At 69.9% G+C, this 25,011-nt stretch carries 11 protein-coding genes and 1 pseudogene; 10 read left to right on the top strand and 2 right to left on the bottom strand.

Annotated features, from left to right (window positions below):
• Positions 1–2,960: winged helix-turn-helix domain-containing protein (locus NBW77_RS17430; protein ID WP_250280021.1), on the top strand; the 2,960-nt coding region annotated here is incomplete at its 5' end.
• Positions 2,961–2,978: 18 nt separating this feature from the next.
• On the opposite strand, the gene NBW77_RS17425 is transcribed toward NBW77_RS17430, so the two are convergent.
• Positions 2,979–3,341: a hypothetical protein gene (locus NBW77_RS17425; protein ID WP_131745897.1), complete on the bottom strand. Its 363-nt coding sequence runs from the start codon at positions 3,339–3,341 to the stop codon at positions 2,979–2,981.
• A gap of 364 nt (positions 3,342–3,705) precedes the next feature.
• On the opposite strand from NBW77_RS17425, the gene NBW77_RS17420 reads away from it, so the two are divergent.
• The 9 genes from NBW77_RS17420 (at position 3,706) to NBW77_RS17375 (ending at position 24,802) form a co-directional block, all read left to right on the top strand.
• Positions 3,706–4,194 (top strand): hypothetical protein, encoded by a 489-nt coding sequence (locus NBW77_RS17420; protein ID WP_131745898.1) that lies wholly within the window; start codon positions 3,706–3,708, stop codon positions 4,192–4,194.
• A gap of 782 nt (positions 4,195–4,976) precedes the next feature.
• A complete protein-coding gene (locus NBW77_RS17415; RefSeq protein WP_284346942.1) occupies positions 4,977–12,233 on the top strand; it encodes a type I polyketide synthase in 7,257 nt (2,418 codons plus the stop codon).
• Complete coding sequence (locus tag NBW77_RS17405) at positions 12,220–16,959, top strand: type I polyketide synthase (protein ID WP_250280020.1); 4,740 nt, start codon at positions 12,220–12,222, stop codon at positions 16,957–16,959. The genes NBW77_RS17415 and NBW77_RS17405 overlap by 14 nt, the downstream gene beginning before the upstream one ends.
• The gene (locus tag NBW77_RS17400; protein ID WP_131745900.1) at positions 16,956–17,342 is read left to right on the top strand and encodes a phosphopantetheine-binding protein; all 387 of its coding nucleotides are present in this window, start codon (positions 16,956–16,958) and stop codon (positions 17,340–17,342) included. The genes NBW77_RS17405 and NBW77_RS17400 overlap by 4 nt, the downstream gene beginning before the upstream one ends.
• A 186-nt stretch (positions 17,343–17,528) precedes the next feature.
• Positions 17,529–18,461 carry an alpha/beta fold hydrolase gene (locus tag NBW77_RS17395; RefSeq protein ID WP_131745901.1) on the top strand — a complete coding sequence of 311 codons (933 nt, stop codon included), beginning with the start codon at positions 17,529–17,531 and terminating at the stop codon, positions 18,459–18,461.
• Positions 18,458–19,660, top strand: a complete 1,203-nt coding sequence (locus NBW77_RS17390) for a glycosyltransferase (RefSeq protein ID WP_131745902.1) — start codon at positions 18,458–18,460, stop codon at positions 19,658–19,660. Before NBW77_RS17395 ends, NBW77_RS17390 begins: the two co-directional genes overlap by 4 nt.
• 83 nt (positions 19,661–19,743) lie before the next feature.
• Complete coding sequence (locus tag NBW77_RS17385) at positions 19,744–21,576, top strand: class I SAM-dependent methyltransferase (RefSeq protein ID WP_250280019.1); 1,833 nt, start codon at positions 19,744–19,746, stop codon at positions 21,574–21,576.
• A gap of 549 nt (positions 21,577–22,125) precedes the next feature.
• Complete coding sequence (gene thiC / locus NBW77_RS17380) at positions 22,126–23,898, top strand: phosphomethylpyrimidine synthase ThiC (protein WP_284346943.1); 1,773 nt, start codon at positions 22,126–22,128, stop codon at positions 23,896–23,898.
• A 301-nt stretch (positions 23,899–24,199) separates the two neighbouring features.
• Positions 24,200–24,802 carry a L,D-transpeptidase family protein gene (locus NBW77_RS17375; RefSeq protein ID WP_131745904.1) on the top strand — a complete coding sequence of 201 codons (603 nt, stop codon included), beginning with the start codon at positions 24,200–24,202 and terminating at the stop codon, positions 24,800–24,802.
• Between the two features lie 67 nt (positions 24,803–24,869).
• Here the strand turns inward: NBW77_RS17375 and NBW77_RS17370 are convergent.
• Positions 24,870–25,011, bottom strand: a pseudogene (locus NBW77_RS17370) (phosphogluconate dehydrogenase (NAD(+)-dependent, decarboxylating)); the annotation flags it as partial.

Here is a 25,011-nt window from a genome sequence, read left to right as displayed (position 1 = left end):
GGACCCGGCTGTGGGACGCGGTCAACCGAGGTGTCAGTGGTGGTACCACAACGATCAATGGTGCGCCGGGATCCGGCAAGACCGTGCTCGCGGCGTCGTGGGTTGCCGCGGGCCGCGCACCCGGGCCGGTCGCCTGGCTGACCGTGGACGGTGACGCAACCGCCGACTTGTGGGCACACCTGCTGCAAGCGCTGGAACGCAGCGGTGCACTGCCGGCCGGCGTCGCTCCTGCCCGGGTTCCCCCACCCACGCTGGACGGCGGGCCTGTGCGGTTCTGGCGCAACCTGGCGAACGTCCTCGCCGAGCTGCCCACACCGGTCGTACTGGTCATCGATGACGTGCATCTGATCACGGATCCGATCGCGGTCGCCGGGCTGGAGTTGCTTGCCACCTGCGGCGGCCCCGCGGTGCGGCTGGTGCTGTCCGCGCGCTATCCGGTTCTTGCCCTGCATCGGCTCCGCCTCGACGGACGGCTGGTGGAGATCGGCCCAGATGACCTGGCGTTCACCGCGGGGGAGACGTCCGAACTGTTCGAAGCACACGGTGTGGATCTTCCGGTGGATGGTCGGGACCGGTTGCTGGAGCGAACCGAGGGCTGGGCCGCAGGCCTGCGGCTGTCGGCCGCACAGACATCCCCGGATGGTCGCAGCGTCCACCACGATCTCGCCGCGCGCGGCGTCGCCGAGTACCTCCGTGAAGAGGTGCTCGGGCAGCAACCGTCGGTGGTCCGGCGACTGCTGCTGCGCGCGAGTGTGCTCGATCGGCTGACCGGGTCCCTGCTCGACACGGTTGCCGCCGAACCCGGCGGGATGGCCGCGGCGGTCGCACCGGCGGCCGGATCCACCGATGGCGACCAGAGCGCCCCCGCCCCGGTGGTGGACGGCCGGACTCTGCTGGCAGATCTTGCCCGAACCAACTCGTTCGTGATCGGTGTCGACGACGGCGAAACCTGGTACCGGTTCCACCGGCTGCTTGCCGACGCTCTGCACGCCGATCTCGTGCAGGAGGCCCGGGAGGACGAGCCGGAGCTGCACCTGCGGGCCGCCCTGTGGTTTGCCGAACACCGGGATGTCTCGGCGGCCGTCCGGCACGCATGCCAGGCCGGGGACTGGCGCTACGCCGCGTGCCTGCTCATCGAGGGCGGGCTTGGTGTGATCACAGGATCGGGTGACCTGGAATGTGACGGGCGTGTCGGTGCGCTGGTGGACGCCTTTCCGCCAGCAGCCGCCGACCAGTCGACGGAGTGCGCGCTCGTGGTCGCCGCAGGTCGTGTCCGTGCCGGTGAGGCCGATGCTGCGGGTCGTCATCTGGACGCTGCGCGGGCTCGGGTGTCCGATCTGTCCGTGAACCGCAGGCGTCCCGTGACGACCGCCCTCGACGTCGTCGAAGCGCGTCGTGCCGAGTTGCAGGCGGACCCCGAGGAGATGCTCAACTGCGCACGCAAGCTGCTGCGTTCCGGCAACCACCCGGCTGACACCGGTTGGCAGGCGGCAGCCGGTCAGCGCACCACCGGTCAGCGCACCACCGGTCCGGCCGACGGTCTTCCCGCGGTGCGGGCTCACGCTCTTGCCATCCGTGGACGTGCCGAGCTGTGGCGGGGGCGGCTGGACAGCGCGTCCGAGGCGTTGCGGGCGGCGTTGCGGCCGGCACGCGAGGTGGGGGCGCGCGAGTGTGAGCTGTCCTGCCTTGGCGGGCTCGCTGTGCTGCATGCCTGGCGTGGCAGGCTCCGCCTTGCCATGGCGTGGGCCGGTGAGGCGCTGGATGCCGACCGGCGCTGGTCGGCTGCGATGGTCCGCGACCAGCACCGGCCCATGGCGGCAGCCACCGGCCTTGCTGATGCGCACCTTGCGATGGCCCTTGTCGCCTACCAGAATGATGATCTTGCGGAGGCTCACCGTCATTCCCGGGAAGCGGGGCGATACTGCGGGCTGTGGCCACAACCGGTGACCGCGGAGCTCCTCGTCCTGTTCAACGCCATCCTGCTGGCCTGCGAGGGAGATGTCCGGACGGCCCGGCGTCTGGTGGGCGCTCATCAGCCGGGTCGGATGCCCGACATCTGTGTGCGGGCCCGGCTGGCGGTCGAGGGTGAGTTGCTGGTCGCGGCGGGCAACCCTGACGCGGCGCTGGCCGTGTTGCGGCGCGGAATCACCGAACACCGCCCCGACCCGGCCGAGGTACTCGCCCTGGCCCGCGTTCATCTGGCCCGCGCCGACCCACCCGCCGCGGTGGCGATGCTGGCTCCGCTGCTGCGAGCCGACACCGGCTTCGGGATCGGCAGCATCACCGCGGCATGCGTACTGGACGCGGTGGCCGCGGGCCGCGGCGGGGACGTGGCGCGCGCGACCGCGTCGCTGGCCCGAGCCCTGGCGCTGGCTGAGGAGGAAGGCGTCGTGCGCCCCTTCGTGGACGCGGGGGAGGAGGTCACGGCCCTGCTGCGGGCGCATCCGGGCCTGCGGGCCGCTCACCCGGAGCTGGTGGGCCGGCTGCTGGGCCGGGCGGCGGTGGTCCGACCACGGTCCGCGCAGGCGGCGGTCGCGATCGCCGCCTGCGGCCCGCGGCCGGTCGAACCGTCCTTGGCGGCACCGTCCTTGGCGGCACCGGCCGGCACGGGTGTTCGCCGCCCGACACCGGCGGTGGACGGCCATGCCCACACCACGAGCGTGACCACTCCGTCGCAGCCGCTGGCGGGCACGGTCGGGAATCCTCCGCTGGAGGCCATCGTGTCCGGGCAGCCGGGGGCGTCGCCGGAGTTGCTGGCGGTCGCGGTCGAACCGCTGAGCGGCCGGGAACAGGCGGTCCTCAGCTACCTGCCGACCATGCTCACCACAGCGGAGATCGCCAAGGAAATGTTCGTCTCGGTGAACACGGTCAAGACCCACTTGAAGAGCATCTACCGCAAGCTGGGCGTGGCCCGCCGCCGTGACGCCGTGCAGCGCGCCCGGGCACTGCACCTGTTGTGAGTACTTGCGCGCCTTCCGTCATCGATCGTCATACGGCGGGATCGGTTCCGCAGGTGAACCGCCGAAGGTGCCGCTGTCGTAGGTTCGGCTGTCATATCCATGATCGTCGGGCGATGTCGGACCGTATGAGCGTGTGTCGTAGGCGCGGGTGTCATAGGGAGCCCCGTAGGGCAGGTGGTGGTCGGCGTCGCCGAGGGTTCGGCGGTGCGACCGACCTCGCGGCTGGAACATCCAGACCAGCCCGATGGCCATGCCGACGGCTCCGGCCGCCATGAGGATCAGCCCGACTGTCGGGATGCTGAGCCCGGCGATGTTCCACGTGACCGCAAATCGAAGGATGGCGCCGACCACGATCAGGAAGAGCGAGCTTCCGATCGTCACCGTTCCTCACCCCTTCCCACCGCCTCCGCTGGCCGGCTGGGCTCCCCGAGGCCTCCGAGCACGCGAACGAAATCATGATCGCCCACTCTTCGGTCGACTGGGAGTGTGGCCAGGCGTGCGGCCCGTCCGTCTGTGGTCATCGCCGTTCTGTCCGCCATGACCGGACGGGCCTCCGATACAGCATGACGGTAGTTGTCGCGGACGCGGATGCCGACTGACGCGATATCCCGTTACGTCCCGTCCGCATCCCGTTACGTCTCGTCCGCACTCACTCACCCATCGTGGATGATGCGCTACATGTGGTCCGAAGTGAATCCTGACTCCTCGCGGCGCCGGATGACAGCATCCGATCGCGGGATGAGCGATGTCGTCGGCGACGCGGGGGACCGGCGGCCTCGTCGGGTCCCGGGGGACGTGGCGCGGAGGTAACGCGATGGAACAGGTTCTTGATCGGATGGAGCTGCCGTTGTCCGGCGTTGAAGTCGAACTGGTGAGCTCGCCGGTCGGGCTTCTCCACTGGCGGCTGAGGTCCGCGGACGTTCCCGGCAAGGCCGTCGATCAGCCGCTCGAGCGGACGCCGATCCTCGGCTGGCGCGAGGGCACCGCGACAGTGGACGGCCGGCGCCAGACCGTGCCGTTCACCGTCGCGTGGGGATCGCTGCTCGGCGGGCGTGGGCCGCTGCGGGTCGTGCTCGTCCGCCACCGTCGTTTCCGGTCCGCGCAGCAGCACAACCTGGACCCCCTCACGCTCGGCGGAGCCGTCTGGATCGCCGAGACCGAAGGCTCGTTCGACCAGCTGGTCGTGTCGGACGGGGCGATCGTCGAGAGCCGTGATCTGCATGTCCGGGTCTGATCCGTCTGGGGTCCGTCGACGCCGCTGGGGTCCGTCGACGCCGCAGGGGTCCGTCGACGCCGCAGGGGTACGGTGATGGCGCCGCGGACGGCCCGACGACGTCGGGGTAAGTATGCCGGCAGTATGTTCGCATGCTGATTACCGCGCGGATTTTTCGGTGGGGTAACCGGCCGGGAAAGCCTGGTAGGTCGAACGTGTGTCATGGTCGTGATTAGGACGTGTTCCGCGGATGCGTTCGTTAATGGTGACACGACTCACCCGCACGACCGTTCGGAAAGCGGATAGCGAACCTGTCCCTGTGCGTGCCCGCCGCAATTGGCGATCGCGGGATAAACGGATGTCGGATGCTGCCGGCGGGTCAAGGTCTCGGGTGGGCCAAGAATGTCGACCTTGAATTTCGTCGGGCGAGAACGCAGGTCCGTTGTGGATGTGGTGGCTTTTTGTTGTTTTTCATGGTGTCAGCTTGCCGATATCGTGTTGCGACTTCCATGCCCGGTACGGCCGACGAGGCCGCAGTGATGTCAGCCGAAGGTCCACTCTCGCCACCATGCTCGAGACGTTCCGCCTCCTGTGCAATTCGGAGGATGATATACACCATTGATCACGCGATCACGATTTGGTTGTTACCCGCGAGGTGGCCGCCCCGGCCGGCTTTCCACCACACGGCCCAAGCCGGCGGGCGGCATGGCGAGAACGCGCTATGACCTTCCGCTCCCAACCGCCAGTGTTCCGCCCGCAGCGCGCCGCCGGATGCGGCGGTGCAGGGTCAGGAGGGACAACCCATGAGCATCAGTACGCCCCGCAACCTCCGGGATCTTGTCGTCGCGGTCACTCCCTTCACCGAGCCGGACGCGGGGTTGGTCGCCGCGGTGACCCGGGCGGGTGGGCTCGGCGTCCTCGACCTGGGACGTGACGCCGCGGCTGCGCGCGCGGCGCTCACGGACACGGCGCGCTGGTCCCGCGGCCCGTTCGGGGTCCGGGTGCCTGCCGGCTGCGTGACCGGACCCGTGGAGCTGCCACCCGAGGTGGACACCGTCATCCTCGCGACCGGACCGGCCGTGACCGGACCGGACCTGGAACGGTGGGCGGTCGCCTCCCCGTCCACCGGCGCGTCCACCGGCGCGTCAGTGGATGGTCGCCGCCGCGTCCTCGTGGAGGTCATCTCGGTTGCCGAAGCCCGGGCCGCGATCGCGGCCGGCGCCGACGGCCTGATCGCCCGAGGGCACGAGTCGGGTGGCCGGGTGGGCGACCTGACAACGTTCACCCTGCTCCAGCACCTGCTCGCGGCCGACGACCTGGACCGGCCGGTGTGGGCCGCCGGCGGTATCGGCCCGCACACTGCCGCTGCCGCGGTCGCCGGCGGGGCCGTCGGGGTCGTGCTGGACGTCCAGCTCGCACTCGTCCGGGAGACGGAACCGCCGACCGCGGTCGCCGCGGCCATCCGGGCCATGGACGGCAGCGAGACCACGGTCATCGCCGGCCACCGGGTGTACGTCCGACCCGACCTGCCGGTTGCCCGACTGGACGGCCAGCAAACGCAGGCCGGTTATGTCTCGGCCCGGCTCGGCTCCCGTGACCTGCACAGCCAGTTCCTGCCGATCGGTCAGGACGGTGCCCTTGCCGCACCGCTGGCTGATCGTCATGTTACCGCCGGCGGGGTCGTGGGAGCGGTCCGTGACGCGGTCAACGGTCATCTCGCGGCTGCCGTGCGGGTTGCCCCGCTTGCTCCGGGCGCGCCCTTCGCCGCCGACCGGGGCCTGCGTTACCCGTTAGCGCAGGGACCCATGACCAGGGTCAGCGACCGGGCCGAGTTCGCCAGGGCGGTGGCCGACGGGGGCGGTCTGCCGTTCCTCGCGCTGGCCCTGATGAGCGGGGACGAGGTCCGGGTCCTGCTGGAGCAGACGCAGGCTCTGCTCGCGGGCGCCCCCTGGGGAGTCGGGATCCTCGGCTTCGCCCCGCCGGAGGTCCGGGCCGCGCAGCTTGAGGCCGTCCACGACATCCGCCCGCCCTGCGCGCTGATCGCCGGTGGGCGTCCGTCCCAGGCGGCGCCGCTGGAGGCGGCCGGCATCGACACCTTCCTGCATGTGCCCTCACCGGGCCTGCTCGGCCGGTTCCTCGCCGACGGTGCCCGCAAGTTCGCCTTCGAGGGACGTGAGTGCGGCGGCCACGTGGGACCGCGGGCGAGTTTCCCGCTGTGGGAGGCACAGATCGCCGGGCTGCTGGCCTATGGCGAGCGGATGTCCGCCGAGAGTGGGCAGGCGGCCGGCACCGCGTTCTTCACCGGGCTGCACCTGCTGTTCGCGGGCGGCGTGCACGACGAGCGGTCCGCGGCAATGGTCGCGGCAGCCGCGGCGCCGCTGGCCGACCGCGGAGCCCGGGTCGGGGTGCTGATGGGCACCGCGTACCTGTTCACCGCCGAAGCGGTCGCCTCCGGCGCGATCCTGCCCGGTTTCCAGCAGGCGGCGGTGGACTGCGCGGGCACCGTGCTGCTGGAGACCTCGCCGGGGCACGCGACCCGCTGCATCGAGTCGGAGTTCGTCCGTACCTTCGCCGAACACCGCAACGACCTGCTCGCCCGGGGACGCACTCGGGCCGAGACGTGGGAGGAACTGGAACGTCTCAACCTCGGCCGGCTGCGGATCGCGAGCAAGGGGCTGCGCCGCGACAGCGGGCGGCTGATCGCCGTCGACGAGGACTCCCAGCGCCGCGAGGGCATGTTCATGATCGGCCAGGTTGCGGCGTTGCGGGCCGGGCGGACCACAGTGGAGGCCCTGCACGCCCAGGTCACCGAGGGCGCGACCCGCGCTCTGGCAGCCCGCGCCGCCGCCTGCGGCATCGATGCCGCTCCGGTTGGCACGACCGTCCGGGAGCGCGACCAGGAGCGCGCCCGACCGTTGGACGTGGCCATCGTCGGGATGGCCTGCGTGTTCCCCGGAGCCGCCGACGCCGACGAGTACTGGGCCAACATCGTCGGAGGTGTGGACGCGGTCACCGAGGTGCCCCGCAGCCGCTGGGACCCGGATCTCTACTACGAGTCGGCGACAGGCCCCCGACGCATCGAATCCTCCGGACGCGCCGGCCGGGGGGTGCCGTCCAAGTGGGGTGGTTTCCTTTCCCCGGTCCCGTTCGACGCGCTGCGTTTCGGCATCCCACCGAAGTCGTTGAGCAGCATCGAACCCGGGCAGCTGCTGGCCCTGGAGGTGACCGCCCGTGCGCTGCGCGACGCCGGGTACGACGACCGTCCGTTCGACCGGTCGCGCACGTCGGTGGTGTTCGGTGCCGAGTCCGGGGCGGATCTCGCCTCCGCCTACGGCTTCCGTTCCACGTACCCGAGTTTGTTCGGCGCACTTCCGCCCGAGGTCGACGAACGCCTGCCCACGCTGGACGAGGACTCCTTCCCGGGCCTGCTCGCCAACGTCATCGCCGGCCGGATCGCCAACCGCCTCGATCTCGGCGGGGTCAACTTCACGGTGGACGCGGCGTGCGCGTCGTCGCTGGCCGCCCTCGACACCGCCTGCAAGGAGCTGGTGGCCGGCACGTCCGACCTGGTGCTCTGCGGCGGGGTGGACACGCACAACAGCATCCACGACTTCCTGCTGTTCTCGTCTGTTCACGCGCTGTCGCAGACTGGTCGGTCCCGCAGTTTCGACTCCGCCGCCGACGGCATCAGCCTCGGGGAAGGCGTGGCCGTTGTCGTGCTGAAACGACTCGTCGACGCCGAACGCGACGGCGACCGCATCCACGCGGTCATCCGGGCGGTGGCAGGCTCGAGTGACGGCCGGGCGCTCGGCATGACCGCCCCGCGCAAGGCCGGCCAGGTGCTGGCGATGGAACGGGCCTACGCACGAGCCGGGATCTCCCCGGGCGATGTGGGTCTGGTCGAGGCGCATGCGACCGGCACGGTCGTCGGTGACCGCACGGAGCTCGCGAGCCTCACTGAGCTCTTCACCGACCGGGGCGCCGCACCGGGGGGCTGCGCGGTGGGTTCGGTGAAGTCCCAGATCGGTCACACCAAGTGCGCCGCCGGGCTGGCCGGCATGATCAAGGCGGTGAAGGCGCTGGAGACCGGTGTGCGCCCGCCCACGGCGAACCTCACCCGGCCGAACCCCTACTGGGACGCAGGGACCAGCCCGTTCTTCTTCGACACGGCAGCCCGTCCGTGGGCGGCGCCCCCGTCGCAGCGACATGCCGGAGTGTCGGCCTTCGGGTTCGGCGGGACGAACTTCCACGTGGTGATGTCCGCCTACGACGGTGGTCCCGAGCCCGCACACGGGTTGAAATCCTGGCCGGCGGAGCTCTTCGTCGTACACGGCGGTGACCGGGCCGCCGCCGCGCGCACCCTGGACAGACTTACCGAACTGATCCGGGTCAACGACGGTGCCGGACGTCCGTGGAGGCTGCGTGACCTGGCCGCGACGGTGTCGGCGGAACGCGACGGCGGTGGGGCCGTACAGGTGGCGTTCGTCGCGGCCACCCTGGACGATCTCCCCGACCTGGTGCGCCGTGCCCGGACGTTCGAGCCCGACACAAAGGCGGGGATCTTCGTCGCTCGTCCGGACGGCCCGGCATCCGACGGCCCGGCCCTCGAAGGCAAGGTCGCGTTCCTCTTCCCGGGCCAGGGCAGCCAGCGGCCCGGGATGCTCGCGGACGTGTTCGTGGCCTTCCCCCGCCTGCGTCACCTCCTTGAACGCGGGGAGAAGTGGGCGAAGCTGATGTTCCCGCCGGCCGCGTTCAGCCGGGAGGACACCGCCGCCCAGCAGGCAGCGATCACTGATACCCGCGCCGCGCAGCCGACGCTCGGCATCGCCGGGCTTGCCATGAACGAGATCCTCACGGGGCTTGGTGTCCGGCCCGACCACGTCGGCGGACACAGCTACGGCGAACTGGTCGCCCTGTGCGCGGCCGGTGCGATCGACGTCGCCGACCTGCTGCCGCTCAGCGAGGCGCGGGCCGCCGCGATCCTCGGCGCGGCCGGCGGCTTCTCCGACACGGCCGACCCGGGGACGATGGCGGCCGTGACCGCTCCGGCCGAGCGGGTGCGCGCGGTTCTCGCCGCGGGTGGGGCGGACCTGGCCGACGTGGTGATCGCCAATGAGAACGGGCCGAAGCAGACCGTGATCTCCGGTCCGACCGTCGCGGTCGAGACCGCGGTCGGGCGGCTCGCAGCCGACGGTATGTCCGCGAAGCGGATCCCGGTGGCGTGCGCCTTCCACAGCCCGGTGGTCGCGGCGGCCGCGGAGATGTTCGCCGCCGATCTGGACAAGGTCGCCATTGGCAGGCCGACCGTCCCGGTCTGGTCGAACGCCACGGCCGGCCCGTACGAGGACGGCTCCGAGCAGGTGCGCCGCACCCTTGCGGGCCAGGTCGCCCGTCCCGTCCGGTTCACCGCCCAGATCGAGGCCATGTATGCGGCCGGGGTGCGGATCTTCGTGGAGGTCGGTCCGGGACGGGTGCTCACCGGGTTGACCGACCGGATCCTCGCAGGCCGACCGCACACGGCCGTCGCCACGGACGTCCCGGGTGAACACGGACTCCGCCGGCTGCTGCTCGCCCTTGCCGAGCTCGCGGCGTCCGGTGTCACCGTTGACGTCGCGCCGCTGTTCGCTGGGCGGGACGCGAGAACCGTCTCGGCCGCGAACTGCCCGCCCCGGCCCGGTTGGCTGGTCGACGGCCACCTGGTGCGCACGTCCGACGGCCGGCACCTGCCCGGCGGGCTCACGCCCGCGGACGAACCGACCCGCCTGGCGGCAGCCCAACCGCCTGCACCGGCGGTAACCGAACCCCTCGCGCCGACGGCAGCACAACCCCTCGTACCGGCGGCAGCCCAACCCCTCGCGCCGGCCGGACATGTCCAGACATCCGGTACTGACCCGGCTGCGGATGCGACCGTGCTGGAGTTCCTGCGTGCCACCCGGGAGATCGTCGCTGCGCAACGTGATGTGGTGCTCGCCTACCTGGGTACACCGCCGCCGAGTGTGCCCGTGATTCCCGTCCAGGCAGTGCCGGCGCCGGTATCCGCCCTACCGGTGCCGGCCGCCGTGACCGACGCGGCGACGGCCGGGCCGTCAGTGGTGCCGATGTCCCTGGACCCGGAGACGGTGCTGGACCCGGAGACGGTGCTGGACCGGGAGACGGTGCTGGACCCGGAGACGGTGCTGGGCGCGGTGGTCGAGGTGATCGGGGCTGCGACGGGTTATCCGGCGGAGATGCTCGAGCCCGATCTAGATCTTGAGGCTGATCTGAGCATCGACTCGATCAAGCGGACGGAGATCCTCGCCGCGCTGGCGGAGCGGGTGGGCCTGACGGGCGCAGGCGCGTCTCGGGGGGAGCCGGCCGACACGGTTGTGGAGGAGCTGGCGCAGATCCGGACCGTCCGCGGGATCGTCGACTGGATCGTCACCCGGCCCGACACCGAGACCAATGCCGACCCGGACCCGGCTGCGCCGGGCGACCGCCACACCACGTTCTCGGGACAGCCACGGCGGTTCGTCGTCGAGGTCACCCCGCTGCCGTCGCAGCCTCCACTCGCGGACCTGCTCGACGCTGCGGGAACCGCGGCCGAGGCAGGGCCGCTGGCCGGAGCCCGCTTCGCCGTCGTCGAAGGCGGCCTGGGCATCGGGCTGGCACTGACGACGTTGCTGGAACAGTACGGCGCGGCTGTGCGGATGTTCTCCGCCGCTGACGCCGTCCTCGCCGACCAGTTTGCCGCCGGCGCCGGAGCGGACGGCGTCGTGTGGGTGTCGCCGGTGGACCGGGACGCGCCACCTGCCCTGCCCGCCGCGTTCGGCCCGATCAGGGCGGCGGTGCTCGGCGGTACCCGTCGCCTCGTCATAGCCACCGGCTGCGGTGGCAGTTTCGGCCGGGCCGCGGCCGACGAGCCCGGGCCGAGCGTGGGGATGGCCGGGCTGGTACGCACCCTTGCCCGGGAGGCGCCGGACGTGCTGGTCCGCGCGGTGGACGTCGACCCCAAGGAGGCGCCGACCCGGCTCGCCGAGTACCTGCTCACCGAGTTCCTCACCCAGGACGCTCCGCGAGTGGTCGGTTACCATCGTGGCATCCGTTCGACCTTGCGGGTCGTACCCGCGGAGCTCTCCCCGGTCGGCGTGGGCGTGCCCGCGCTCGGTCGGGACTCCGTCGTCCTGCTGACCGGCGGTGCGCGGGGAATCACCGCCAGGCTGGCGCTGGCGCTGGCCCGTGCCACCGGCTGCGGGATCGAACTGGTCGGACGCACTGCGCTGCCGGTGGCATCTGAGGATCCGGCGACGGCCACGGCCGTGGACGCGCCGCAGCTGCGCAGAGCCCTCATCGACGCCGGTGTGCGCAAACCCGCCGAGATCGAGGCCCGGGTCCGCCGGGTGCTGGCCGAACGGGAGGTGCGGGCCACGATCGCCGCTCTGACCGGGACCGCCTCCTATGTCCGCTACCACGCCGTCGACGTGCGGGACGCGGACGCGCTGCGGGGGGTCGTCGCGGCCGTGTATGCCGATCACGGTCGCCTCGACGGGGTCGTGCACGGTGCCGGCGTCCTCGAGGACAAGCTGCTGCCGGACAAGACACCGGAGTCGTTCGAGCGGGTGTTCGCGACCAAGGTCGACGGCGCCCGGACGCTTGCCGGCGCGCTGCGGCCCGATGTCGGTTTCCTGGTGCTCTTCGGCAGCGTGTCCGGAGTGTTCGGGAACCGGGGTCAGGTCGACTATGCGGCGGCCAACGACGCTCTTGACACCTGCGCCCACGCCTGGGGACGGCGTTTCCGTGGTCGTGTCGTGGCGCTCGACTGGGGCCCCTGGGCCTCGTCCGGTCCGGGTGGCAGCGGTGGCGGTGGCGGCATGGTTTCGGCCGAGCTGGAACGTGAGTACGCCCGCCGGGGCATCGGACTGATCGATCCGGACGCCGGGGTCGCCGCCGTCCTGCGTGAGCTGGCCGCCGACGCGCCCGGCGCCGGGCAGGTCGTCTACATGTGCGGCCTGCCGGAGGCGTTCGACGCGGGGGTTGCCGATGCCGGGGTTGCCGACGCGGGGGTTGCCGATGCCGGGGTCTAGCCGGACGGTGTCGGGCGGGCATCCGGCGGTCGCGGTCGTCGGGATGGCGGCCGTCTTCCCCGGCGCGGGTGATCTCGACACCTACTGGAACAACATCGTCACGGGTGTGGACGCCGTCCGCGAGGTGTCACCGCGGCGGTGGGATCCGGAGTTCTTCCATCCCGACCCTGCACCCGGCCGCGGTGAGGAACCCGTGGTGGGGAGCGACCGGATCTATTGCCGGCGCGGCGGGTTCATCGAGGAACTCGCGACCTTCGACCCCATCGAGTTCGGGATTATGCCGTTGGCCGTGGACTGGGCTGAACCCGACCAGCTCATGGCGTTGCGGGTGGCGGCCGAGGCCATCGCGGACGCAGGCGGCGAAGGTGTGCTCGGTGACCGCGGTCGGACCGGGGTGGTGCTGGGCCGTGGCGGTTACCTCGCCTCCGGGGTGGCCCGGCTGGACCAGCGGGTCAAGGTCTCCACCCAGCTCGTCACGACGCTGTCCGAGCTTGTCCCCACGCTGACGGCGGAGCAACTCGCCCGGGTGCGGGCCGCGTTCACCGAAACGCTCGGTCCGGACCGTCCCGAGGCTGCGATCGGGCTGGTGCCGAACCTGGCCGCGTCCCGCATCGCCAACCGGCTGGATCTGCGTGGCCCCGCGTACACGCTCGACGCGGCCTGCGCGTCGTCCCTGATCGCGGTCGAGACCGCGGTACGGGACCTGACGGCCGGCAGGGCGGACGCCATGATCGTAGGGGGCGTGCACCTGGTGCAGGAGGTGACGTTCTGGAGCGTGTTCTCACTGCTTCGGGCACTGTCGCCGAGCGAGCGGATCCGCCCGTTCGACCGGCGGGCCGATGGCATCCTCATCGGCGAGGGCGTCGGCATGGTCGTCCTCAAACGGCTGGCGGACGCCGAACGTGCCGGTGACCGGATCTACGCGGTGATCCGTGGGTGCGGTACGGCCAGCGACGGGCGGGCGTCCACGCTGATGGCGCCGGCACCCGAAGGGCAGGCGCTGGCCGTCGGGCGGGCCTGGGAGGATGCGGGGCTCGACCCGACGGCCCCCGGCTCGCTCGGTCTCCTCGAAGCCCACGGGACCGCCACCCCGGCAGGGGACGCGGCCGAATTGGCTACGCTGCGTAGCGTTTTCGGTCCCGGTGGCGGTCCCGGTGGCGGTCCCGGTGGCGGCTCCCGGCGGATCGGCATCGGTTCCGTGAAGTCCATGATCGGGCATGCCATGCCCGCGGCCGGCGTCGCCGGACTCATCAAGGCCGTGTTGGCGCTGCATCACCGGACCTTGCCGCCGACGCTGCACTGTGAGCAGCCGCATCCGGCGTTCGAGGGCACCCGTTTCGAACCGGTCCGGGAGGCCACCGCCTGGGACACCGACGGCGATGGGCCGCGGCGGGCCGGCGTCAACGCGTTCGGCTTCGGCGGGATCAACGCGCATGTGATCGTCGAGGAGGCACCGCGGCCGTCGAACGGGCCATCCCTCGCCTTTCCGGTACCCGGGTCCGCGCCGGTGCCCGCGCCGGCTGTGGTGATCGAACCGGATCCGGGGGTCAAACCGGATCCGGGGGCCGAGCGGGTGCTGCTGGTGGCCGGGGCGGACGTGTCGGACATCGCCCGGGTGCTCGCCGCGTCGGACGAGGAGCTGCTCGTCCGTGACGACGCGTTCCTCCCCCCCACCGGCGGGCCCGCCAGACTTGCGATCGTCGCGCCGACCGCGCGCCGGCTTGCGCTGGCCCGGACCGTCGTCGAACGCGGCACGCCCTGGCACGGCCGCAACGACCTGTGGTTCACCCCGTCACCGCTGCTGGGCGCGAACACGGTCACAAGGCCGGACGGCACCACCGGGCCGGGCAGGCTCGCGTTCTTGTTCTGCGGGCTGGAGGACAGGTTTCAACCCCGGGTTGACGACGTCAGCGCGCATTTCGCCCTGCCACGGCTGACGGCCCGGGGCACCGAGGCGCTCGGCGAGCACGGGCTCGCCAGCGTCGAGGTGGGACGCATCCTTGATGCGGCGCTGCGCCGGATGCGGATTGTGCCGGATGTCCTCGGCGGGCACAGCATCGGCGAGTGGAACGCCATGATCTCTGCCGGGTTGATCAGTGATGACCACGCGGACATGTTCAGCAACTCGTTCGAACCGGGCGCCCTTGAAGTGCCCGGGGTGGTCTTCGGCGCGCTCGGATGCGGTGCGGACGATGCCGCCGCCGCGATCGAGGGTCTGCCCGACATCGTGATTTCGCATGACAACTGCCCGCACCAGTCGATCGTCTGCGGCGAGGAGGGCAGCGTCAGGACCGCTCTGGAACGTCTGCGGCGACGGGGCGTGCTGAGTCAGCTGCTGCCGTTCCGCTCGGGCTTCCACTCCCCGTTCCTCGAACCGTTCCTTGCCTCGGTCCGCCTGGATGTGGCCGCCACCCCGCTTCATCCACCGACCGCCCCGGTGTGGTCGGCGACGACCGCCGCCCCCTACCCTGACGATCATGAAGCCGTCCGCGCGCTGATCATCCGCCACCTGTTGGAACCGGTCCGCTTCCGGGCGCTCACCGAGCGGCTGTATGCCGCAGGTGTGCGTGTCTTCGTCCAGGTGGGCACGGGTAGTGTCGCCGGTTTCGTGGCGGACACCCTCCCGGGAAAAGACCACCTGACAGTCGTCACGAACACCCCGAAACGTTCGGGCCTCGACCAGTTGCGTCGCGCGGCGGCGGCGCTCTGGGTCGAAGGGGTGGCGGTCCGAATGGACCGGTTGCCTTGTGCGCAACGTCCTATCGCGGCGGTGCTTCCCGTTCCGGTCCCCGCGCGGACGAGGCGAGGCAGGCCGATGCTGCTCAACCTGGGCGCACCCCTGATCCGCCTCGGGGACCGGGCCGCCTCGTTGCTGTCACCGGATCTCGTACCACCGGATCTCGCCGAGCCGGCTGCCCACCGGACGGATCATCTGACGGACCATCTGACGGATCACCCCGTGCTCGCGGAGTTCACCGCACTCGTGGCGGAGACGAACGAGATGCTCTCGGCCGTCCGCGCGCAGTGGGTGGTGGCCAGGACGCCCGCGGCATCCCCGACGCTGTCACCGACTTCGTCGCCCCCGGCCGCGCGGACCGTCCGGCGCACACTGTCGATCGGGACGATGCCGTACATCATCGATCACTGCTTCTATGGTCAGCCGCCGGGCTGGCCACACCTGGCCGACCGGTTCCCGGTGGTCCCGATGACCACCCTGCTCGAAATGATGATTGCCGAGGCGCGGGCCTTTGCTCCCGGCCGGGTCGTCGTCGGCCTGACCGATGTCCGGGCACTTCGCTGGCTCACGATCGAACCGGCGGTCGAGGTGAGCATCACCGTGACCGCTGCCGGGCCGGATGCCGTGCGGGTGAGCATCGAGGGGTACGCCCGCGGCACGGTCGTCCTCGCAGACGGTTACCCGCAGCCACCGGCACCGTCCCGTGAGCCCCTGCCCGACCCACGATCCGAGGTGGTCGACGGGCAGTCGATCTACCGGGCTGGGCGGTTGTTCCACGGGCCCGGCTACCAGGGGTTGGCGACGGTCGGGCCGATCTCACCGAAGGGCGTCCACGGTGAGCTTGTCGTCACCGAGGCGCCTGGCGCGCTGCTCGACACCGCCGGCCAGCTGTTCGGCTACTGGCCCAGGGACTACCTGCGCACCGACTGGCTGCTGCTGCCGTCGGCATTACGCACGGTGCGGTTCTTCGGCCCGCACCCGGCGGTGGGAGAACGGTTGTCCTGCACGGTGTGGGTGCGTGACGTGCAGGACAAGAACGTCACCGCCGATCTGGAGGTGCGGGCCGCGGACGGCACGGTGTGGGCACGCATCGAGGGCTGGACCGACCGCCGGTTCTCCAACGATGACGTTATGTGGTCGCTGTCGTTGCGGCCGGCGCGTAACACCATCGCCGAACGGACCGACGGTGGCTGGGTGTTCGTCCGGGAACGCTGGCACGACACCGCATCGCGTGAACTGGTCCTGCGCTACCACCTGGACACCGATGAGCGGGCCGCGCTCGCCGCGAAGAATCCGAAGGCGGCACGGCAGTGGCTGCTCGGACGGATCGCGGCGAAGGACGCCGTCCGGTACTGGCTGTGGGACAGCGGCGCCGGAGATGTGTGGGGTATCGAGATCGGCCTGTCGAACGAGGCGTCCGGACGCCCGGTGGTCGAAAGGATGCCGAGCCGGGACGGCGTGCCGCCGACGGCGCCGCCACGGGTCTCGTTGGCGCACACGGCGTTCCTCGGCGTTGCGCTTGTGCACCCGGACGGCGCTGTCGGTATCGACATCGAGCGGGTGAGCGGGCGCTCGGACGGGGTTGAGACAATCGCGCTTGCCGATACGGAGCGGGCTCTTCTCGCCGGGCTGGCAGGTGCCGACCTGGATCTGCGGGCACTGTGGTTCACCCGATTCTGGACGGCGAAGGAGGCGGTGGCCAAAGCGGACGGAACCGGGCTCGCGGGTCAGCCGAAGCGGTTCGTCGTCGAGGCGGTTACCAATGGTTACCTTCGGGTGGGTGTGGTGGACCCGGAGCCACACGTGCGGTGGGTCGCCCACGATCTGATCAACGCTGTGGGGGAACGCCAGGACGACCACACCAGCCCCGAACATACCAGCCCTGACCACACCAGACCCGGACACGGCATGGCCGACCGCTACGTCGTGGCATGGACTTCACCCGAGGTCGAAAAGGCAGTGCGTGAGAATGAAGGAGTGCGGACATGACCATCCAGTACACGGTGGCCTCCGAGAGGCACACGGCCTCCGAGAGGCACACGGCCTCCGGCGAGGTGTCGACTGCTGACCGTGCCGTGGCCGAGGAGCAGGTCCTCGGCGAGGTCGCGGCGCTGTTGCGTGACGTCATCGGTGAGGAATACGTCGTCGACCTGGAAATCACCATGACGACGTCGTTCAACACCGATCTGGAACTGGAGAGCATCGAGTTCGTCACCCTCGCCGACCGGATGCGGGAACGCTATGGAGAAACGGTCGACTTCGTCGGCTTCTTGTCCGACATGGGCGTCGACGAGGTCATCAACATGCAGGTCGGCCAGGTCGTCGCCTTCATCACCGACTGCCTGTTGGAACCAAAGGGTGCGCAATCATGACCTCCTCGGGTTGCGGCGAAAGCCGCCGACACGTTTCGATTCTTAGCTTTCGTCGATTGCGGGAGCAGGGGTCCGGTCCAGCACGAAGCGGTGGGCCGGGGGGCTGGATCGACGAGCCGTTTGCGGTGGCCCGCCCTCGAGCTCGGGGGCCCCGGATCGCGGCGAAGCCGCTATCCGGGGGTAGCGGTGGCTGAGATTCTCGCGAACGGCGTCCGTCTGCACGTCCAGCGGCTGTCGCCCAGCGGCGGACCGAGGCCCGATTCGCCGCTTGTCGTGATGGTGCACGGCATGGTGATGGACAACATTTCAAGCTTCTATTTCTCGCTCGGGAACAGCCTCGCGCATGCCGGTGCCGACGTGATCTGCTATGACCTGCGAGGGCATGGCAGGAGCGAACGGACCCCGGATGGTTACGGCCTGGCGAACGCCATGGCGGACCTGTCCGCCATGCTCGGCGCGGTCGGTGTCGACCGTCCGGTCCATCTGGTGGGTAACAGCTACGGGGCGACCATGGCGCTGTCCTACGGGCTGGAGTTCACCGACCGGGTCGCGAGCCTCACCCTGATCGAGCCGCCGTTCCTCATCGAGGGCCTCGGCGCGGAGATGGCCCGTTCGCTCGCCCAGGTCCTGGTCGGGCTGTCCGACGCCGAGGTCGAGCAGTGGCTGGAGCACAGCGCCGGGCGGGCCGTCACCCGGATCGCCCGCAGCGCCCAGTCGTTGCTGCGCGACACCTCGATCGCCGACGACATGCTCGCGACCGAGCCCTTCTCGCCGGAGCGGCTGGCTCAGCTCGACGTACCGGTGCTCGCGATCTACGGGGCCAACTCCGACATCATCGACCAGGCCGAGGGGCTCGCGAAACTCGTCCCGCGCTGCACGTTGATAGTCCTGGAGCACCATACGCACGCGGTGTTGCGGGAGGCGAGCGACTATCTGCGTACGCTCATGCGGTGGTGGTTGTTCCAGCGGGACACCCCGGTCCCGCCATACACCCGGATGCCCGGACGGGCGTTCGCCACCCCGGACTGGGTGACCCGGATGATCCCGCCGTCGGATCTCAACAGCCCCGGAAAAGTCGACAGCCGGGTGAACGGTGCCGACCTCGGAACGTCCCCGTGAGCCGGTTCCTGTTTGTCGTCCCGCCGCTTACCGGGCATGTCAATCCCGCGGTCGGGATCGCCGGCGAACTCGCCGAACGTGGTCATGAGGTCGCACTTGCGGGTCACGCGAGTGTTATCGGGCCACTGTTGCCGCCCGGTCTCACCCTGCTGCCGCTCGGTGGGGAGCTCTCCGACGCAGACCGGGCCGCCGTCGAGGAGAAGTCGAAGAAGCTGCGCGGACCCGCGTCCCTGAAGTTCCTGTGGGAGGACTTCCTCATACCCCTTGCCGTGTCGATGGTCGGTGAGGTCGAGGCAAAGGTTGACGAGTTCGCCCCGGACGTACTCGTCGTGGACCAGCAGGCGGTCGGCGCGGCGTTGGTGGCCCGCCGCCGTGGTCTGCCGTGGGCGACGCTCGCGACCACGTCCGCGGAACTGGACGACCCGTACGAGGTGCTCACCGGTATCGGACAGTGGGTTGTTGATACTCTGCGTGACTTCCAGCGGTTCCAGGGGGTGCCGGAGAGCGAAGCGTGTGACGGTGACCTACGGTTCTCCGATCAGCTGACCTTGGTGTGTTCGGTGCCCCGGATGCTACGGACGGTTGACTTCCCCGACCACTACGTCTTTGTCGGGGCGCCGGCCGGCTGGCGGCGGCCCGCCCCGGGCTTCCCCTGGGACTGGCTGGACCCGGACCGCGAACACGTTCTCGTCTCGCTGGGCACGGTGACCCGCGAGTCCGGCGGCCGGTTTCTACGTGTCGCGGTGGAGGCCCTCGAACCCCTCGCCCACCGGCTGCAGGCGGTGGTTGTGGCGCCGCCCGGGTTGCTCGGTGATGTTCCCGGTCATCTTCCCGGTGGTGTTGTCCCGGATCATGTTCTCGTCCGTCCCTACGTGCCGCAGGTCGAGCTGATGGCGAAGTTGTCCGCGGTGGTATCGCACGGCGGGAACAACACGGTGTGTGAGGCGCTCGCGCACGGCGTCCCGCTGGTCGTGGCGCCGGTCCGGGACGATCAGCCCATCATCGGCGAGCAGGTCGTCCGGGGTGGCGCGGGCCTGCGGGTCAGGTTCGGGCGGGTCACCGCGCCCGCGTTGCGCGAGTCGATCATCGCGGTGCTCGACGAGCCGTGCTACCGGCAGGCCGCGGGACTGCTGCGGCGGGACTTCGCCGCGGCCGGGGGTGTCGTGGCCGCCGCGGACCACCTGACTAAAATGATCTAGCTTTCGGGTGATCCAGTTCCCGGGGAGGCGGATGCCAGCCGATGTTGTGGTGGATGCCGATCCTGATGTGTGCCGGGATCGTCGTGAACGGCATTCGGCTGCGGGGGCGGTTACGCCGCCTGGACATGCTGCCCGCGAGCGGCCGGCCGGTGGATCCACGCCACGAGTTCCTGGTCGCCCGCGATGTCCGGGTCACCGGCGCGGCACGGCGGGCCGCGAGCAACCACGCCAGCCGGGAGCGCCTCGAGGTACTTGACCTTATCCCCGCCGACCTGACCGTCGAACGCGCCCTCGACGTCGCCCGGATGGTCGACACGCGGACCTACCGGACGGATCGGCTCGCTGTCGGGCGCGGAGCCTTCCAGGCGATCCTGGTTGACGCCGAGCTGTTGCGCCGGACCGGAATCCACCAACGTGACGGGTTCGATCCCGTCGAGCTCGTGGCTGTCACCGAACGACTGAAAAGGCATGCGACGACCACTACGAGTCTCGCGGTCGTACCCGGAATCACCGCTGCCCGGGACGACCCGGCCGGCCGGGTCCGCGTGCAGAAGCGGGCGTACCGCGGCCGACCGGTGAAACTACTGGCACCGACGGTCCGTGATGTCATGATGATGTGCGGCGGGTTCGTCAACCTGCGCTGGGCGCTCATGGCCACGGTCCTGTTCTGGCTGCAACCGTTCTTCGTCTGTGCCGGTCGGGTTCCGCTGCAGCCGCGGGATCTCGCTCGCAGTCCGATCGTCCGGATTCTCGCCGGCGTCGATCTGGTGATCTCCTCGTCCCGGACCCGCCGTCGTGAGGCCGTGTGGAACAAGGCGCTGAAATCCGCCGGACTGCCCGTTGACGCGCGTAAGGAGGACGCCCGGATCGCGGCGGTGGCCCGTCGCGACTCCTACCGCGACCGGCTGCGAGCGGGGACGGACGCGTTGCTGGAACCTGACCGGGACACCTGTCCGTGGTGTGGCTCTCCCGAACTTTCCACCCGGCTGAGATCGGGGGATCTCCTGCTGCGCAAGCCCGGTCGTTTCCGACTGGACCGGTGCGACGACTGCCGCCACATGTTCTGTAATCCCCGGCTCACCGAGCTGGGCGTCGAATTCTATACCAGGGACGATTGTAACGGTCTTTATCTGGGCCTTCCGGGCGGATTCTTCGGGTATCCGGCGTCGAGGGCGCGGGCGTACCGGGAACGCGCCGAGATGGTGCGACCCTTTGCCGTACCGCGGGCCTGGCTGGATGTGGGAACAGGATCCGGACGCTTCTGTGACGTCGCCCGGGATATCTGGACCGGCACCATTTTCGACGGGCTTGACAACCCCCGACGCATCACGGAGGCCTGGCGTCGCAGATGGGTCGATAACGGGTTTGCGGGCCGTTTTGTCGACTTTGCGGGAGAGCTGGGGGGCCGGTACGACGTCATCAGTATGTTCCACTACCTGGAAGGCGTCCGTGACCCGTATCCGGAACTGGACGCGGCGGCCAAGGCGCTTGTTTCCGGGGGGCATCTCCTGCTTGAGACAGTGAATGTTGGGTCCCTCGGGGCGCGGCTCCTCGGACGCCTCTGGGCGGGTTGGTCGGTCCCTCGGCACCTGCACCTGCCGACCGTGGACAACCTGACGAACGCACTGGCCGAACGCGGCCTGCGACCGGTCGTGGTCCAGTTCGGTCGGGCGCACCAGCCCGGCGACCTGACCGCCGCCGTGTTCTTCCTGGTGCAACGGCTGGCGCCGGACCCGACGTTTCCCTGGCTGCCCGCTGAACCGGATGCCTGGCGGCGGGCGCGACGCAGGTGCGCGCTCGTCGGTGCCGCGCCCTTCCTCGTAGTCGCCGCTGTCGTGGATTTCATACTGCGGCCGGTTTTTCGTGGTGGGCGCCGCGCGAACATGCTCCGGATCGTCGCACGCAAGGAGTTCTGAACCGAAGGATTTTCGAACCGGACGCTCGGCCCCCCGTACTCGGCACCCCGTATTCACCTGTCTTTACGCGGTTTCCCTGGTTTTTGGCCGTGGTCGGCCGACTTGAGGGCTCCGGGAGGCGGTGTGTCGTGACACCAGTCGTGGATGAGGCCGAAAATGAAGATCCCGACAAAGAGCATCAGCAAGGGCAGCAGGATCATTCGTGCTCCCGGTGGAAGGGTGGATGCGGTGCGGTGGCAATGCGAACGCCGACCTCAGGTGACTACCCGCACCAGGTCAACCTCTCACGTGAAGTTTGCAAGTGATAACCATGTGTTACTCTTCGAGGTTGCGGCCTGGTGTTTCGCCGATGGGGTGGCGACCATGTCCGGGCTGCCGTACCGTCGCATCCAATGTCAACGCGGGAGCTTCCACCCCAAGGAGGCTGAGAGGGTGGCTAGGGTCATATCCCGGGTGCCGCCGACCGCCGAACCTGTCCGGATAATGCCGGCGTAGGGAGCCACTGCCGTGGTGCTGCCTCGTGACCGATCCACTTTCGTGACTACAAGCGTGACCACCACCGTGACCGGCGGTACACCCGCGCCGGTCACCTCCGGCTCGCTGCCGGGCAGTCGTAAGACCTACCTCGTCGGCTCAAGGGACGACATGCGCGTCCCCATGCGTGAGGTGGTGCTGTCGACGGGCGACAGCGTGATCCTGTATGACACATCCGGCCCGTACACCGACACCGGGCAGGTCACGGATGTGCGACGGGGGCTGGCGCCGCTGCGGGACGCCTGGATCACCGGCCGCGGGGACACTGAGGTCCACCAGGGTGCCGGCGTTCACGGCGGTACGAATGGTCGTCATGGCACTGCACCCACGCTCCCCGACCTCGGCGTTCCACGCGCGCGTCCACCGCGGCGGGCTGAGGCGGGACGGGCTGTCACACAGCTCGCCTACGCCCGCCGCGGCGAGATTACGCCGGAGATGGAGTTCGTGGCGTTGCGGGAAGGCCTGCCCGCCGAGACCGTGCGTGCGGAGATCGCCGCCGGCCGCGCGGTGCTGCCGGCGAACGTCAACCACCCGGAGTCCGAACCGATGGCGATCGGTCGCGCCCTCCTCGTGAAGATCAATGCGAACATCGGGAACTCCGCGGTGACCTCGTCCATCGAGGAGGAGGTCGACAAGATGGTGTGGGCGACCCGCTGGGGCGCGGACACCGTCATGGACCTTTCCACCGGGCGTGACATCCACACCACACGTGAATGGATCATCCGGAACTCGCCCGTGCCGATCGGGACCGTTCCCATCTACCAGGCGCTGGAGAAGGTCGGCGGCAAGGCCGACGAACTGTCCTGGGAGGTCTACCGGGACACCGTGATCGAGCAGTGCGAGCAGGGTGTGGACTACATGACCGTCCACGCCGGGGTGCTGCTGCGCTACGTACCGTTGACCGCTCGGCGCAAAACCGGCATAGTCTCGCGCGGTGGGTCGATCCTGGCCGCGTGGTGCCTGGCCCATCATGAGGAGAACTTCCTTTACACGCACTTCGCCGAGCTGTGTGAGATCCTGCGGGCCTACGACGTGACCTTCTCGCTCGGGGACGGGCTGCGCCCCGGCTCGATCGCGGACGCCAACGACGCCGCCCAGCTCGCGGAGCTGGCCACGCTGGGGGAGCTCACCTCGGTGGCGTGGGAGCACGACGTCCAGGTCATGATCGAGGGCCCGGGTCACGTCCCCATGCACAAGATCAAAGAAAATATGGACCTGCAGAGCGAGCTCTGTCACGACGCGCCCTTCTACACCCTCGGGCCGCTGACGACCGACATCGCGCCGGGCTACGACCACATCACCTCGGCGATCGGCGCGGCGATGATCGGCTGGTACGGCACGGCGATGCTCTGCTACGTGACGCCCAAGGAGCATCTGGGGCTGCCCGACCGTGACGATGTCAAGGCCGGCGTGATCGCCTACAAGATTGCCGCACATGCGGCCGATCTTGCCAAGGGGCATCCGGGCGCGCAGGAATGGGACGACGCCCTGTCCGACGCCCGCTTCGACTTCCGTTGGGCCGACCAGTTCCACCTCGCGCTCGACCCGGAGACCGCCGAGGCCTATCACGACGAGACCCTGCCCGCGGCACCGGCGAAGTCCGCGCACTTCTGTTCGATGTGCGGTCCGCACTTCTGTTCCATGAAGATCACGCAGGATGTGCGCAAGTACGCCGCCGACCACGGGCTGGAGACCGCCGAGGCCGTCGATGCCGGCCTGCGGGAGAAGGCCGAGGAGTTCGCCGCCCGCGGTGCACGGATCTACCTTCCCGTCGCGGACAGCACCTGACTCTCAGCTGACCCGTGTCAGGGCCTGTCTGGTGCGGTCGCAGGCCGGTGCTGTCGGTAGAAACCGTCGCCACAATGAGGGTTTCTACCGACGCCTGGCCGGCATCGACCTGCGCTGGTAGGGGAACCCTTGTGGTGAGCGCCGCGGGCGCGTTACATGAGGCAGGTGTGCACGTCGGCACCGGCGCCTCGGTGCCGGCGGGACGACCGTTGGCAGTTACCGCAACAACTGGCAGTTACCGCAACAACTGGCAGTTACCGCAACAACTGGCAGTTACCGCAACAACCGCACGGACGGCTGGATGGTGTACACGACGATTCCTGGGCTCGGCTGCGAGATGTCCGCGCGGATCGCTGACGCGAACCGCCAGGTGATCGTGGTATCAGGTCTTGATCAGATGGCAACGACGAACACGGTCACCCGGTGGGAACGCGTTGACGCGCACGCCGGCTGGAACCAGGTTGGCCATGCCTGTGCCGGACGCAACGGGATGAACGGCTGGTCGTCCAGCCATCGTGAAGGTGATATGACCACCCCGATCGGCGTGTTCACCCTCACCGCCGCCGGTGGGCGCCAACCCGACCCGGGCACGTTGATGCCGTATGAGTACCGGCCGTCCTACTATCGGGCTGGTCGCGAGACGGACGGGCATGCCGTGGCGGCCGCGTTCGACCATGTGGTGGCGATCGACTACAACCGGACGCCGAGTTACCCTCCGTCGGACCCGAACCGTCCGCTCGGCGCGGCGGCTGGTGGGGACATCTGGCTCCACGTCGACCACGACTCACCGACCGGCGGCTGCGTTGCCGTCGCACGCGAGGATCTCAGGGCGATCCTCGCGTGGCTGTCGCCCGCCAGCCGGCCGGTGATCCTCATGGGGGACGAGGCATCTCTTGCGAAATAGCACTTGCATGAGATGGCGCCTGCGTGAAACAGGGCCTGCGAAACTACTCTCGCCAGGTGACCCGCGGTCAGGCCACGGGCTTCTCGGCGTGGCCGCCGAACTGCTTGCGCATCGCCGAGAGTAGCTTGTCCGCGAACAGGGCCTCGCCGCGGGAGCTGAACCGCTCGTACAACGACGAGGTGAGCACGTGGGCGGGCACGCCCTCCTCC

Source organism: Frankia sp. Cppng1_Ct_nod, from assembly GCF_920656135.1.
GTDB lineage: Bacteria > Actinomycetota > Actinomycetes > Frankiales > Frankiaceae > Protofrankia > Protofrankia meridionalis.
This window is presented reverse-complemented; position numbering and strand designations above follow the sequence as displayed.

Coding starts and splice junctions, on each gene's coding strand:
- NBW77_RS17415 (WP_284346942.1), top strand. CDS start 4,977: ATGAGCATCAGTACGCCCCGCAACCTCCGGGATCTTGTCGTCGCGGTC.
- NBW77_RS17420 (WP_131745898.1), top strand. CDS start 3,706: ATGTCGTCGGCGACGCGGGGGACCGGCGGCCTCGTCGGGTCCCGGGGG.
- NBW77_RS17400 (WP_131745900.1), top strand. CDS start 16,956: ATGACCATCCAGTACACGGTGGCCTCCGAGAGGCACACGGCCTCCGAG.
- NBW77_RS17405 (WP_250280020.1), top strand. CDS start 12,220: ATGCCGGGGTCTAGCCGGACGGTGTCGGGCGGGCATCCGGCGGTCGCG.
- NBW77_RS17375 (WP_131745904.1), top strand. CDS start 24,200: ATGGTGTACACGACGATTCCTGGGCTCGGCTGCGAGATGTCCGCGCGG.